Raw genomic sequence first — 13894 nt, forward strand, 5'->3', positions numbered from 1 at the left:
GCCAGCGATGTGGCCACCAGTATCCCCGCGAAGACGCCTTCGGCTCTTCTCGCACGATCCACTTTCCAGAAGACAAGGACGATGACGGCGAAGCCTGCTGCCATGATCAGGAACATTCTGGCACTGATGGTCCACATCTCGGGCTTTCCGGTCCAGCCAAGGTAAACACTTGCCAGGAACAAGCCGCCGACTGCAAGCCAACGGGTGCGTGAGATAGCCTTCAAACGGGCAACGGAGAGCGCGACGCAGATCAGGACGATGACTGTCAGTGCGACGTAGGGCATCAACCTGACGGGCGTCCGGAGAGGTCCCATGTCGCTGGGGGCAAGTGTCAGCACCAAGGAGAAGACCAGGAAAACCGGCAGGCTTGCCATCGGCGGAGTGAGCCGACGTAGTTTGTGGAAATTTATGATGGCGAAGAGGGGCAGGAACCAGGCGATGTACGTTAGGGGAACCGGCGCAAACGGCCCCCACCACCATGAGGCGACCTGGGGCAGGTTGCTGGGGAGCGCTGATCCGGCCAGACCGGTGAGGTCTACTGTCAGGAAGTTCGTGTTGGAGATTCCGGTCTTTCGTGCCGTGCTGGCCAGGGTCAGGACTCCCGGCAGGTACACCGCCAGAGCGACGAGTCCCAGGACAACGCCGGAGGCAAGCGTCTGCCTCAAGGCCTTCCAATGCCGACGGATCAGGACTTCGGCGATGAAGGCGATAAAAACCAGGACCATCATGATGGTGCCGTGAACGTAGCCAACCGTCACGAGCAAATAGCCGGAAACGAGCACCGGCAGCGGTGACTTCCTGTCAAAAGCCATCCGCCGCAGACCCCACCAAACGAACGGCAGGAATGCCCATACCATAAGGCCCGTCACCCAGGACGGCGCATCCAGATAGACGGTGAAGCCTGCCAAAGTGGACGTTACCCCCGCGACAAAGGCCAGCGGTGGAACGGCCCTGAAGCTGCGGCTCAGGAGATAGACACCGATGCTGGCGAGAGCCAGGAAACCGATCTTCACGGCCGTGGAGAAAATGATCGCATTCCCTGCAAAGGATGCGGCAAGCCCGATCAGCAGCGTGACGGGGCTGAAGATGCCCCACTGTCCTTCGGCTGCGTAGTTCCCCGCCTGCCAGCCGGCAGCACTGAAGATGGGCCAGTCACCGGCCCGCAGCAGTTTGCCGATTTCCACCCAGATTGGATAGGCGCCAATCTGGGTATCGTCATAAAAGTAGAAGCGGTGGTTGAATATCACCGGGATCAGTGCCGCCACAATAGCAATGAGCGGTGTCGCACAGGCCCATTTCCAGGCCCTCTTGCGTTCCGGGACCTCAGCCGTTTGTTCTCGAATATTCAATTCTTTACGGTCTCTTCCTGTCGCCAACGCTCTATTAAGGGTACCGAATCCTGCCACTGACATGCGGATGCGATATCAATCACCGTTCCGAGGCTCAACTCTAGAGCTGCCCGAGTCCGTTCCTGAGGGTTTGCATATCCCTGACCGTCGCATCAATCCCGACGGCAAGGGGAGTGAAGGGCCGCCGGTCCAGTTCCGGCCAGACCACTGATTTGAATCGCAGATCGTGCGCCTGGGCTTTCGCAAACGGCGATGCCCCAAGGACTATTCGGGGCCGCCTCTTAAAGACTGTCTTGCAGGCCCCTATCACTGCACCGATAGTGTCAGCGCGCTGGGTGGCTATGATTTTCACAACAGTCTGCCCATCGTGAATGTCCTCGCCGGACAGCCGCTCAAGGCAGTCCGTAACCAGTTCGGCGGCATCTTCAATAAAAATGTAATCGCGTAGGGTATCGAGCGAAACGTACACCGAGACGGGCTGCCCGGTCAGGTGGGCCTTGGCAAAAACAGAGATCAGGCCCTGGGGCTTGGCCAGGTTTTGACCGGGCCCATACAGGTTCGCTGCGCGGCCGACCACGAGGCGGGTTCCCGTTTTGAGGGCGAAATCAGCGGCTGATTCTTCCGCTGCAAGCTTCGCAAACCCGTACGGGGCCAAAGGCTGCGTGGGGCTTTCCTCCGTGTAGGGCGGTGCGGAACTCCCTGCATAGACGCCACCGGCGGAAGAGGCAAGGAACATTCGGCCGGGGGCGGCATCCGGTCCGCACAGGACTTCCCCAAAGGAATCGAGCGCTGACTGGAATACTTCCAGTTCGGAGTCGAGTTCAGCTTGGGAAGTGCCGGTGACTCCGGCTCCGGCGCACCATGCAATCACCCAAGGTCGGCCGTCGGCGAGAGAGCGAAGAGCGACGGCGGATTCAGCGAGGGCATCTTTGGCAGCGGCGGGATCGTTCCAGGGAATTGACGAAGTCAGAACCTCATGCCCTCTGCTTTTCAATTCTGCCAAGACACCGCGGCCCAGGAGCCCGCCGGCCCCGATCACCCAAGTGGGATCAGGCATGAGGCGTAGTTCCTCCAGCGGCCTGCGTGGCATTGTGTCGTTGGGGGAGAGCTTCAGGCCTCCGGCCGAGGGGGCCGACTGCCGGATCGCTGACGATGAGGTAGGCAGGCTTGCCCATTGCCATATTGACGTTGACGCCCACGTATTCAGCAATGACGCCAAGGGAAAAGAGGATGGCACCCGTGCTGATAAGGATGACGATCATCGTGGACGTCCACCCCTGCTGACCGGCGCCGTGTCCTGTCAGGTACGCAATCAAAAGATAGATCGCCAGACAGATTCCCATCAGGGCAAAGAGCGCCCCGATAAGGCTGACCAGCCTCAGAGCCCTTGTGCCGCTGGAAATGACCATCCGCCAAAAATGCGACAGCAGGGACCTGAGCTTGTAGCCCGATTGTCTGTCGCCTTCTTCCCTCAGTGCAACGGGGCAGGTGGAAACGTTGGATGCTATCCAGCCCAGGGCAACATCCAGGTAGACGGCATTCCCCGCGTAGGCGGCGACCGAACGGGCCACTTCGCCCGTGAGCAGCCGGTAGCTCTGGTAGTTGGCGGCGTCGTTGCTGGACAACAGAGCCGAGACCATTTTCTTGGCACCGACTGAAGCTGCGTTCCTCAGGAAACCGTGAGGAGGTTTGTTGCTTGGATTTGCGTACACCAGGGTGGACTGGTTCTGCATAGCCGTATCGAGGAGGGCCGGTATGGCTGCGGGGTCGTGTTGCCCGTCTTCATCCATCGTGACGACCCAGTCGCCTCCGGCCGATGCCATTCCGGCCAATGTGGCGGGGTGCTGCCCGAAGTTGCGGCTTAGCCACACCCCACGGACGACGTCATATTTTTCGGCTAGATCACGGATGACGCCCGCTGACCCGTCCGGCCCATGGTCAAAAACAAGAAGGACCTCGCTGACCACGAACGGGTTTCCGTCAGGGGAGACGGACGGCTGAGTGTACTCCATCAGCTCCGCGACGACGGCGGGGAGGGTTTTCTCACCTTGGTAAACAGGAACCACAATTGAGATGCGGTGCGGGCTGGAGGGAGAAGCCGTCGTTTCGTACGTCATGTGCACAAAGTCTACCGTCACGCCGGGGCCGCAGCATGCCGGAGAATCAACTGTGGCTAAACTGCAGCTGTGGCTGGAGGCCTTAGAATCTTTCTAGTAATCGAGCGGCTTAAGAACGAGGTACCCGGCAGCAGGCCGGTCTGACTGAACTATCGGGGAAACCAACGTATATGACTTTGATGACTGCCAAAATGCCCACTGTACGGTTGAGGTCTCTTGTTTCCACCGGAGCCATTGCGTTTTCTTGCCTCATGTATTGGTTTTTCCAGGTTCGGCCTCTGACCCAAAGCCCCGGTTTTGCCTGGAACAACTTCCGCCAGTATTTTGCGTATGATCAGTATTCATATTTGGCGATTGCCGTCAACGTGCGCAACGGCAACCTTGCCGCCGTCGAGCCTTTCACGGAGACCGGCACCAATCACTATCCGCGGCTTTACTATGTCTTCCTTGGCCTTCTTGCACGGCTTTTCGACAAGGACATCATTCTGACCTGGCAGGTCACAGGCCTTGCATTCCAGTTGCTGATGGTCGTCGCCATCAGCTGGCTGCTGATCCGCCTGACCGGAGTTCCTGCCCTGGGAGCCCTCGGGTTCGTGCCCAGCATCATCGGCACCTTTGCCGTTCTTGCAACCGGGAACTGGCACCATACCTTGGACAACCATGCTGTGCTGTGGGGCGCTTTTGGCGTCCTCTTCACGCTCAATGGAGAGTCTGCGGCGTTGTCCCTTGCCGTCACGGCGGTTTGCCTGCTCATAGGCGCCACTTTCCCTGCAGGACATCGGCCCGAATCTGTTCTGCACCGGAGACGTACAGCGGCGATTATCGTTGCCGCAGGGGCCGTAGGCTTCCTCGCCAACGTCCAGACATATTCCTTCCTCACAACGGTCTATCTTCTGCTTTACGCAGCTGCCGCATATGGCCTGTTGACTTATGGAAGAAAAATCCATGTCATCGCAAGCCTCGGCATCCTGGCCGCTGTACTCTTCGGCGGACCCACCATAGCTTCTGTCGCAGGGCCGCTCGCGACGCTTATGGCAGGAGTCCTGGCCGCGGTGCCCGGGTTCCTGCTACTTCTGCTCCGCTACAAGACGCTGGTGATTTCGTCCTGCGCCGCATTGGCGCTTGCTGCCTCTCCGACCATTCTCGGGACCCTTCTGGGACTCGCAGCCAAGGACGACTTCCTCACCTACCGGGAGCTTTCGTCAAAGGCGCTTGGAGTTCCACTCGGAACAGGATTGTTGGCTGCACTCGTGCCGCTGTTGTTCCTGGCACTGATCTTCTGGGCCGGGATGAGGCAGCGGAACCGGGCGTGGCTCGCCTTTTCGATCGGGGCCGTGTTCGCTTGGCCAGTAGTTGCCAGCAACGATCTCTGGGGAGCGAACCAGGAACCCTACAGGTTTTGGATCGACAGTTTCACCATAGTTACGGCCGCTGCCGTTCCCGTCCTGCTTCAGGTTGCCGTGGAAAGCTGGCGTTTGTGGCGCAGTTCGGTTCAGACTAAGGCGATCGATACCTCGAGCATTGCTGAGGAAGCAGCCAGCGACGGCGGCGGGGTCAAGACTGCAACGTATACAGCCCAGACCACCAAGCTCCGCTTGACGGGAACGGTGGCGACGGCGACGATCGCAGCGGTGGTCACTGTGACAGCGGTTGCAGTCAGTTTCGGTGATTACCCGAAGTTCACGGAGTACGTCCAGTCCTACGGCACCGCCAACTTCTCGGATGAGCAGTCGGTTGCGATCAGGAACGCCTCGAAACCGCTGACGGACGATGATTCCGAACTGAAAATCCGCCGTGCAGAAGACGGGACGGCCTCAGAGCTGGTCATGTTTGATCCGTGTATCAGTCAGTTCCGCCTAAAGGCCGTCACCGGGTTGCCGACGGCTTTCTACAACCTTGGGCTTGCCTGGCCAAAGGAGGAAGCGAAGTTGCGGGAGGTCGTGGAACAACGAAAGCACTACGTCTTCGCACAATCCCTCGCAGCGTCAGCGGGTGTGAAGTACATCCTGACGGACAGCGGCTGCGAGCAGGGATGGCAGGACAAGGTCGACGGAACCAAAGTCTCCGAAAGCCGGTACAAAATAGGCGAAGAAACAGCCGTAATCACATTGTGGAAGATCAAATAGTGCCCAAGGTTCTCAAGGATGAAACGTCTGAATTCCCGTCGGATATTTCCTCGACGGGAGCGGCGCAGTCCAATGAGGCTGCGGCTCAGCCTGTTGTGACGGACTCCCAGCCTGCTGTGACGGAGCCGGGACAAGCAATCAAAATCTCCTCCCGGCTTTGGCTCGCCCTAACGGCAGCTACCGTCTTGCTGTTCAGCCTGATTCCCTTAGCCCGTTCCCCGCGTTTTTACTTCCAGGACGACACGGAAAACGGAGCTTATGGCGTCTGGTATCACCTGGGCGACAGCCTCCTGTCGGGCAAGGTGCCTATTCTCAACCCTGCCATCTGGTCCAGCGGAAACTACACCGCGGAGGGTCAATGGGGCACCTGGAATCCACTGATTATGGCCATTGGTGTCCTCGTGCATCTGGCTGGCAATGCGGTCCTGGTGACTACCATCATCAAGGTGGCGATTCTCGTCTGCGCCGGAGTGGGATGCTTCCTTCTCAGCCGTTCCTTCAACGTCCCGCCGCCGTTGGCGTTCGTTGCCGGAATGGCGGTCCCTTTGAACGGCTTCACCGTCTTCTTTGATGCCCCGTCCTGGGTGACCGGCGCGCTGGCCTGGGCCCTGGTTCCGTATTTTTGGTTGACTCTGAAATCCATGGCCTTCTCGGGCCGGAATCCGCTATGGCCATTCCTTATCGGATACCTGATCGTAACGATCGGCTATGTCGCCGGGACCGTCGCAGTCGGCTTCGTGCTGCTCGCCGTTGGAATAAATGCCTTGTGGCGCCGTCAATGGTCCAGTGCTGTCCGAACGGCAATGGTGGGACTTGCCGTCGTGCTGGTGGCGGTGGTGGTTTACCTGCCCGGTGTGCTGACCGCTTCCGTTACCACCCGCAGCACAACAGCAATCTTCAACGACAACTACATGGGCGTTAACCTCACCGGGTTGTTGGGATCAACCATCGCCACTGGACTGCCCATGATGCCCTCGTGGTGGTGGAATGGATTTACCGCACCGGCGCCTGCCCTGTACATTGCCTGGTTCCTGCCCCTGATCGCTTACCTGAGCTGGCGCCGAATACGCGCTTTCGCACCACAAATTAATGACATTTGGATCTTCGGGATGCTGTCGCTCGTCTTTGTGCTCCTGCCCACGACGATTGGGCCCCTGAGGTACCCGGCCCGGTTCATGCCGTATCTGGCGATGGTCTGCATCCTGCTGTGTGTTGTGCTGTTGTCCCATGCCTTGGCCAGTCACCCATCCAAACTTTCGTTGTTCGGTGCTGTCGGGGCGATTGCCTTCGGCATGTATGGCGCGTGGGCACAAAGTCCCCACCGGTACATAACCGTCTTCCTCACAGGTTGCCTTGCAGCGTCAGGTGTTGCAGTAATTTGGTGGGTCCTGCGGGGCAACAGATTCCGTTATTGGAAATGGTCGACGTCGGTACTTATCGCTGGCGTTATCGCCATCGGCTGCCTGGGAGCATCTGTCCTTCAGCACCGGACGACGGACGGCAGCCCCCTGTCCAGGGCCAATGTCCCAGCCGACGCCAACATTCCCAAGGGAGTCCTGGCCGGTGTCAAAGGCCAAGTCCTTGTAGTGGGCGACGCACTGGACTACCCGCAGGATGATTCCACGTGGTCGCGCACACTCATGGCAAATACGTGGTACCTCAGTGAAGCATCGGTGATTAACAGGTATCAGCTCGTTGGCTTCACTCAGTACAACCGGGCGCTCTGCGTCCGGTATCTGGGTGGCACATGCCCTGAGCTGCTGGACGACCTCTTCGAAAAGCGGCCAGGGACCGGACTGATGCTCGTCGATGAGCTCAGTGTTGACAACATTCAAATATTGAAGAAATCGTTTGAAGGCGACCAGCGTCCCAGTGCGGCGAACAACTATGTGGGACGATCGGGTTCCCTGGAGATCCCCGCACCCCCGGAGGGATGGAGCTTGGTCAGCGATGACGGCGAGATTGAGCTCTGGAGCCGTGACGTTCCCTTGGATTCGGCCGGCGGACTTGTCTGGACAAGCGGAAATACGAAACTCACGGAACTTTCGCGCACCGATACGGAAGTACGGCTTCGCGTAGACGAGGTTCCTCAGGAGGGCGGGAAGGCAGCCCTAAGCAGGTTGCCCTGGCCCGGCTACACGGTTCAGAACGGGACGATGGGGGAACCGATGGACGGATTCCTTCTCACCCTTGATATTCCGGCGGATTCGGTTGGCCGCACGGTTGCCGTGTCATTCACGCCGCCCGGATGGGCTGCAGGTGTATCAGCCTGGCTAATAGGGACCATGGGGATCCTGTTGTGGGCCGCTGTTGAAGGCACAAGGTTCTGGCGGCGGAGGCGTCAAAAGCCAGGAACCACGAACCCGGTGCGGGAAAGTCCTGCGTAGGCCCTTGAGGTTCACGAGCCCCCGACACAGTGAGTTTTGGGTTTAGGGGTCGGCGACGCGAGACCCGCCAACTCCTCGAAACGGCATAAGAGAGGCGACCGGGGTCAGCAGTTGATGCCTGACCCCCGGTCGCCGCTAAGATGCCGCCGTTTGTTCAGATCTTCAGGGTTGTTTCCGCAAGATAGCTCTCCAGAGCCTCACGTGCGCTCCTTGGCTGGAACCCTGTCGACTTCAACTTGTTCAGATCCAGAACGCTGTTCAGCGGCCGCGGAGCCGCAGCTTTGCCCTGGAAGTATTCTTCGGTACTGACACCGCTGACGTCGGAGCGGTCCGCTCCGGTGAGTTCAAAAACGTCAGCTGCGATTTGTGCCCACGACTGTGGCTCGCCATCGTTGGTCAGGTTGTACGTTCCATATTCTGATCCGGTTGTGAGCAGATGCAGAATCCCTGCGGCAATGTCGCTGGCAAAACTGAGCCTTCCCACTTGGTCGTCCACAACATTCGGCTGTATTCCGCGTCCGGCAAGCGACGCCATGGTGCGCACAAAGTTGTTGCCCTCTCCGATGACCCAACTGGTGCGCACGATGTAGTGCCGGGGCACTGTTGCAGTCGCTGCATCACCTGCAGCCTTGGTCTGGCCGTAAACCCCGAGAGGCGTAAATGGCTCGTCCTCGGTGTGGATGGGCTGGGTTCCGTCGAAGACATAATCGCTGGACACCTGAACGAGGGTGATGTTGTTCCGGGCGGCAACCGACGCCAGGCGGCTGACGGCGACGGCGTTGATCGCCCAGGCTGCACGCCGGCCCTCAGGCTCTTCCGCCGCGTCAACGGCGGTGTACGCCGCTGCATTGATGATCGTGCTGTAATTGTGCCAATGACGGCTTTCAAATGACGCCGGATCGAGAAGATCGAACTCATCCCGGCCGGCAAATTCGACGCTTGGGTCACCTTCAAGAGCCGATCGTAGCGCCGTCCCAAGCTGGCCGTCTGCGCCGAGAACCAAGGTTTTGCGCGGACCCATTGGCTTGACGGAGGCCAGCCGCGGATGCGCCTTGTCCTTGTCCGACAGTTCCGCCTCAGCAAGGGGGATTGGCCAGGGTATGGCTACCGTTTCATCCTCAAGATTCAGGAAGGTGTACTCGGCATCGGCAGACCAATGGTCGTTGACCAGATAAACGTAGGACGTGTTGTCCTCCAATGTCTGGTAGGAGTTGGCAACACCCCTGGGAATGAAGATGGCTTTGCTGGCATCGAGTTCCGCTGTGAATACGCTCCCGAAGCTTGGTCCTTCCCGGAGGTCGACCCAGGCTCCGAAGATCCTTCCCGTACTCACCGAGACGAACTTGTCCCACGGCTCCGCGTGGATTCCACGAGTCGTGCCCTTTTTGTCATTGAAGGAGATGTTGTTTTGTACGGGGCTGAAGTCCGGCAGGCCCAAGGCCACCATCTTCTCGCGCTGCCAGTTTTCCTTGAACCAGCCACGGTTGTCGCCATGCACGGGAAGATCGAAAAGAATCACGCCGGGAATGGGTGTTGCGGTGGCGCTGAGCCTCTTCTGGAACTCCATACCTACTGGCCCTGCTCCTTGTATTTCGCCTCGGTTGCCGACTTCTGCGGCCGCCACCAGGACTCGTTGTCGCGGTACCACTGGATGGTGTCCTCAATGCCGGCGTCGAAATCGGAGAACTGCGGTGTCCAGCCAAGTTCGTTGCGGAGCTTGCTGGAGTCGATGGCGTAGCGAAGATCATGGCCGGCGCGGTCCACAACATGGTCATAGGCTCCACTGTCCTGGCCCATGTGCCGGAGGATCAGTTCTACAACTTCTTTGTTGTTCTTTTCACCGTCAGCGCCGATGAGGTACGTTTCGCCGACGACACCCTTTTCGATGATGGTCAGAACGGCGGAGGAATGGTCGTCTGCGTGGATCCAGTCGCGGACGTTTTCGCCCTTGCCATAGAGCTTGGGTCGGATCCCGTCAATGGCGTTAGTGATCTGGCGAGGAATGAACTTCTCGACATGCTGGTACGGGCCGTAGTTGTTGGAGCAGTTGCTGATCGTCGCCTGAAGACCGAACGAACGCACCCACGCACGCACCAGGAGGTCTGACCCCGCCTTGGTGGAGGAATAGGGGCTGGACGGGTTGTACGGGGTTTCCTCAGTAAACCGTTCCGGATCGTCAAGCTCCAGGTCCCCGTAGACCTCGTCAGTTGAGATGTGGTGGAAGCGCTTGTTGTACTTCCGCGCGGCTTCAATGAGCGTGTAGGTTCCGATGATGTTTGTATCCAGGAACGGACGCGGATCGTGCAGTGAGTTGTCATTGTGCGATTCGGCAGCGTAGTGCACCACGACGTCGTGATCGGAAACAAGGCCGTCAACGAGTTCAGCGTCGCTGATGTCACCCTTAACAAAACGGAACCGGTCCTCCGGCAGCCCCTTGAGTGACTCAAGGTTCCCCGCATATGTGAGCTTATCCAGTACGGTTACATAGTTGTCCGTATTGGCCATTACATAGTGGACAAAGTTCGAGCCAATGAATCCGGCGCCGCCGGTTACGAGAAGTCGCTGCATAGTTTCATAGGTTACCGGATTTGGCCGGACTTCCCACCAGAGGGAAAGATAGGTTGCATGCGCGGAATTATCCTTGCCGGCGGTACCGGCTCCAGACTTCACCCCATTACCCTGGGGATCAGCAAGCAGCTGGTTCCCGTCTATGACAAGCCGATGATCTACTATCCGCTGTCCACACTGATTCTGGCCGGTATCCAGGACATTCTTGTCATCACCACTCCTCACGACGCCGATCAGTTCCAGCGTCTGCTGGGTGATGGCTCACAGTTCGGCGTTAACATCACCTATAAGGAGCAGCCCTCTCCGGACGGGCTGGCACAGGCGTTTGTGCTCGGAGCTGAGCACATCGGTGATGGTCCCGTTGCCCTGGTGCTGGGTGACAACATCTTTTATGGGCGGGGCATGGGCACGCAGTTGCGCCGCTTTGCCGACATCGACGGCGGTGCCGTCTTTGGCTACTGGGTGGCAGATCCCTCGGCATATGGAGTTGTGGAATTCGACGGAGACGGCAAGGCCATCTCTTTGGAGGAGAAGCCTGAGCGTCCACGCAGCCACTATGCGGTGCCAGGACTTTACTTTTACGACAACGACGTCGTGCAGATCGCCCGAGACCTGAAGCCCTCGCCGCGCGGTGAGCTTGAGATCACAGACGTAAACCGGGAGTACCTGAACCGCGGCAAGCTGCAGGTCGAGATACTCCCGCGTGGAACAGCTTGGCTGGATACCGGCACCTTCGATTCCTTGAACCAGGCCTCTGAGTTCATCCACACGGTCCAGAAGCGTCAAGGCCTCTCCATCGGCTGCCCCGAGGAGATCTCCTGGCGACTCGGATTCCTGGACGACGATGGACTCAGGAAGCGCGCGGAGCCGTTGGTCAAGAGCGGCTACGGAAAGTACCTGCTGGAACTGCTGGCGCAAGGTAAGTAAAGGCCTGTAGGCGCGGTTGGGCTTGTGCGTAGGTTCGAGCCACGACGAAGGAGGGCGGTACCGGAATCTTCCGGTACCGCCCTCCTTTTGTTGTGCCGCGAAAGCCCTGTTAGGCCGGATTGCCGGTGGGGATGGCAGCAAGGGCGCTGGGTGCGTAGTCCGCGATTACGGGAGAGCTGCTTCCCTGGTTCAGTTCCATGAGCCTTGACCAGGAAGACACCGGCTTCTTGACACCGTCCTGGAGCAGATAAACCACCGGGTTGTCGAGTGCCTTCACGAACACCGTGCTGTCGATATTCCCTCGAGGAGTGGGCAACGAACTGCAGGTTGACCCTTCAAGGACCCGTGCAGGCAGCTGGGCAGTTCCAGTGGTGGCAGGGAGCCGCCACAGACCGCCACGGTAGCCCAGGAACTTTGTGGATCCGCAGGTCACGGCCGGCAGGACAGTACCCGTGTTGGTGTAAAGCGACAGGACACTTTGCGGGACGCGGGTGTAACCGCCGATTCCCATGCTGTCAGTGATCCTGAAATCCTCGAGTTGAAGCGCCTTGTTGGCTCCATCAACGAGGTAGACGACAGGGCTGGCATCGCCGACATAGAGCTTGGCCGCCGGGAGCAGAGCAGGTCCCTTTGCCAGCGAGTTGACTGTATTCGGTGCCAACGAATAGATAGGCGGAATCCGCCCTTCACCGAATTGATAGAGAGTGGTCAGGTCGGGAACTTCCCGGGCTACTTGGTTTTCGTAGCGGTAAATTACGGGTGAATTGACTGATTTGATGAAGGCTGGGCTGCCAACCGAACTGCCTGAGCCAATGGCATTCAGGAGGGTGTCTGAAAATAGGACGGTTGTTGATGGCCATTGGCTTGCCGACGACATCAGATATTTATAGTTTGAGCCGATGACGAACTTGGCGGTTCCAGCCGTGTTTCCGGCGAATCCTATGAACGCCGGGCCTTTGGCCAGTTGGATAAGGGACTGGGGGTCGAGGGCAGCAGCGGTGATTCCTCTCGCCCAAACGTTGTCGGCATTGATGGAGGTCGGGACCGGCAGCAGTTTGTTGACGGTATAGAGGAACGGTTCGCGGGTGTTTCTGTTCACCACGATCACGTCTTGGCGGACAATGGGAGCCCCATAGGGCATCGAAGCGGTCAGGGCATCACTGGCAGGAATCACGGCTGCAGGCAAGCCGGCGCGGCTGAGGGACGGTGCATCGAAGAACTCGCGCTTCGTGCCGCCCGTGACATAAAAGAGCTTTCCGGTGGGCGAAGAGGTGGCGTTTGCCAGCATGCCGCCGTCGGTATACATTCCCAGCTGGGCGCCGGACAGGGGTATCCAGTTCGTGCAGTTGCCTCCGCCGAAATCGCTCATCATGCCGCAGCTGGGGACGTGGAATCTTCGTCCCGAATCGATCAGATAGATCGAACCGTCGGCGGACCTGGCGAACCGGCCCACCACTGGTCCCGTAGGCAACGCATCCAGGTATTGCTGGCTGACCTGGGTCAGTGAGTTGACGCGGGAGTAAAGCTGGTAGGTCTCCCAGTTGGGGATAGGGTATTTGGTCTTGTTTCCCACGACGTAGATGGTGCCGCCGTTGGGACCGATGGCGAAACGGGCACCGTAGCCGTCAGCGAAGCGTGCGAAATCCTGAAGGTTCTCGTAAGTCCCGTTCCAGACGTTCGAGTCACCGGCGAATGGCCCGGTACTGCTGTACTGCCAAATGCTGTAGGAGCTCCAGCTGGATGGAACAGCTCCGGCATTGTTGGTCGGAGAACTCGGGTAGGCCGCTATCCACAGGGGATAGCTACCGAAACCGGCAGCGTCAGCGGTGCACTGCTTCCACCAGGACGTGTTGGTGTAGATCACGGGCAGCCTGCCGGTCAGGGCAAGCATGGTGTTTCCGAAGTCACGTACCCACGAGGTCAGCTGGGCGGGGGACATGCCGTAGCAGGTGTCGCCGAAATAAAATCCGTCAATCGTTCGGCCGGCATAAGGGTTGAACTCGAAATCCAGCACCGGTGGAAGTGTGTAGCCATCAGCCGACCACCCTCCGCCGTTTTTCACGAAGTAGCGCGCCTGATCGGATCCCGATGACCAGTTGGGAATGGCGAAGTGGTAAGCCCCCCGAATCATGCCGACGTTGCGGGATCCCTGATACTGCGAACTGTAAAGCTCATTGGTGTAGTAGTTGCCCTCGCTTGCCTTGACGTAGGCGAACCTTGCTCCCATGTTCCATTGCTGCTGCCAGTTGACGCTGGTCTGGTGACCGCTGACATCCAGCCCTTGCACTCCGAAGGTGGGCATCCAGGTACCCTGAGTCTCCATGGATTGGGTGGTCATGGATTCCAAAGCAGGGGGCTGGTCCTCAGTAGGCCCATCCTCTTTGCTGCCAGCCACTCGCGCGGACCGCTGGCCCATTTCA

9 protein-coding genes are annotated in these 13894 nt (G+C 58.9%); 3 read left to right on the forward strand and 6 right to left on the reverse strand.

What is annotated here, in order from left to right; translation table 11 throughout:
- The 3 genes from RIN13_RS06205 to RIN13_RS06215 form a co-directional block, all read right to left on the reverse strand.
- On the reverse strand, positions 1-1349 hold a 1349-nt coding region (locus RIN13_RS06205), incomplete at its 3' end, for a YfhO family protein (protein ID WP_309106468.1).
- A gap of 100 nt (positions 1350-1449) precedes the next feature.
- The gene (locus RIN13_RS06210) at positions 1450-2406 is read right to left on the reverse strand and encodes an NAD-dependent epimerase/dehydratase family protein (protein WP_309106469.1); all 957 of its coding nucleotides are present in this window, start codon (positions 2404-2406) and stop codon (positions 1450-1452) included.
- A complete protein-coding gene (locus RIN13_RS06215; protein WP_309106470.1) occupies positions 2399-3466 on the reverse strand; it encodes a glycosyltransferase in 1068 nt (355 codons plus the stop codon). The genes RIN13_RS06210 and RIN13_RS06215 overlap by 8 nt, the downstream gene beginning before the upstream one ends.
- Positions 3467-3813: 347 nt before the next feature.
- Between RIN13_RS06215 and RIN13_RS06220 the strand changes: the two genes are divergently transcribed.
- Together RIN13_RS06220 and RIN13_RS06225 are read left to right on the forward strand one after the other, a co-directional pair.
- Positions 3814-5592 carry a hypothetical protein gene (locus tag RIN13_RS06220; protein ID WP_309106471.1) on the forward strand — a complete coding sequence of 593 codons (1779 nt, stop codon included), beginning with the start codon at positions 3814-3816 and terminating at the stop codon, positions 5590-5592.
- Positions 5592-7979, forward strand: a complete 2388-nt coding sequence (locus RIN13_RS06225) for a hypothetical protein (RefSeq protein WP_309106472.1) — start codon at positions 5592-5594, stop codon at positions 7977-7979. The genes RIN13_RS06220 and RIN13_RS06225 overlap by 1 nt, the downstream gene beginning before the upstream one ends.
- 154 nt (positions 7980-8133) lie before the next feature.
- Here the strand turns inward: RIN13_RS06225 and RIN13_RS06230 are convergent, their stop codons facing one another.
- Both RIN13_RS06230 and rfbB read right to left on the reverse strand, forming a co-directional pair.
- Positions 8134-9546, reverse strand: coding sequence for a bifunctional dTDP-4-dehydrorhamnose 3,5-epimerase family protein/NAD(P)-dependent oxidoreductase (locus RIN13_RS06230; protein ID WP_309106473.1), 1413 nt, complete (start codon positions 9544-9546; stop codon positions 8134-8136).
- A gap of 2 nt (positions 9547-9548) precedes the next feature.
- Entirely contained in the window at positions 9549-10547 is a 999-nt protein-coding gene (gene rfbB / locus RIN13_RS06235; protein WP_309106474.1) for a dTDP-glucose 4,6-dehydratase, read from the reverse strand.
- A gap of 57 nt (positions 10548-10604) precedes the next feature.
- On the opposite strand from rfbB, the gene rfbA reads away from it, so the two are divergent.
- Complete coding sequence (gene rfbA, locus RIN13_RS06240) at positions 10605-11474, forward strand: glucose-1-phosphate thymidylyltransferase RfbA (protein ID WP_309106475.1); 870 nt, start codon at positions 10605-10607, stop codon at positions 11472-11474.
- 109 nt (positions 11475-11583) lie between these two features.
- On the opposite strand, the gene RIN13_RS06245 is transcribed toward rfbA, so the two are convergent.
- Positions 11584-13812: a lysozyme gene (locus RIN13_RS06245; protein WP_309106476.1), complete on the reverse strand. Its 2229-nt coding sequence runs from the start codon at positions 13810-13812 to the stop codon at positions 11584-11586.
- Positions 13813-13894 lie beyond the last annotated feature (82 nt).

It is taken from the genome of Arthrobacter sp., from assembly GCF_031179985.1.
Taxonomy (GTDB): Bacteria; Actinomycetota; Actinomycetes; order Actinomycetales; family Micrococcaceae; genus Arthrobacter.

Coding starts and splice junctions, on each gene's coding strand:
- RIN13_RS06210 (WP_309106469.1), bottom strand. CDS start 2,406: ATGCCTGATCCCACTTGGGTGATCGGGGCCGGCGGGCTCCTGGGCCGC.
- RIN13_RS06215 (WP_309106470.1), bottom strand. CDS start 3,466: ATGACGTACGAAACGACGGCTTCTCCCTCCAGCCCGCACCGCATCTCA.
- RIN13_RS06230 (WP_309106473.1), bottom strand. CDS start 9,546: ATGGAGTTCCAGAAGAGGCTCAGCGCCACCGCAACACCCATTCCCGGC.
- rfbB (WP_309106474.1), bottom strand. CDS start 10,547: ATGCAGCGACTTCTCGTAACCGGCGGCGCCGGATTCATTGGCTCGAAC.
- rfbA (WP_309106475.1), top strand. CDS start 10,605: ATGCGCGGAATTATCCTTGCCGGCGGTACCGGCTCCAGACTTCACCCC.
- RIN13_RS06245 (WP_309106476.1), bottom strand. CDS start 13,812: ATGACCACCCAATCCATGGAGACTCAGGGTACCTGGATGCCCACCTTC.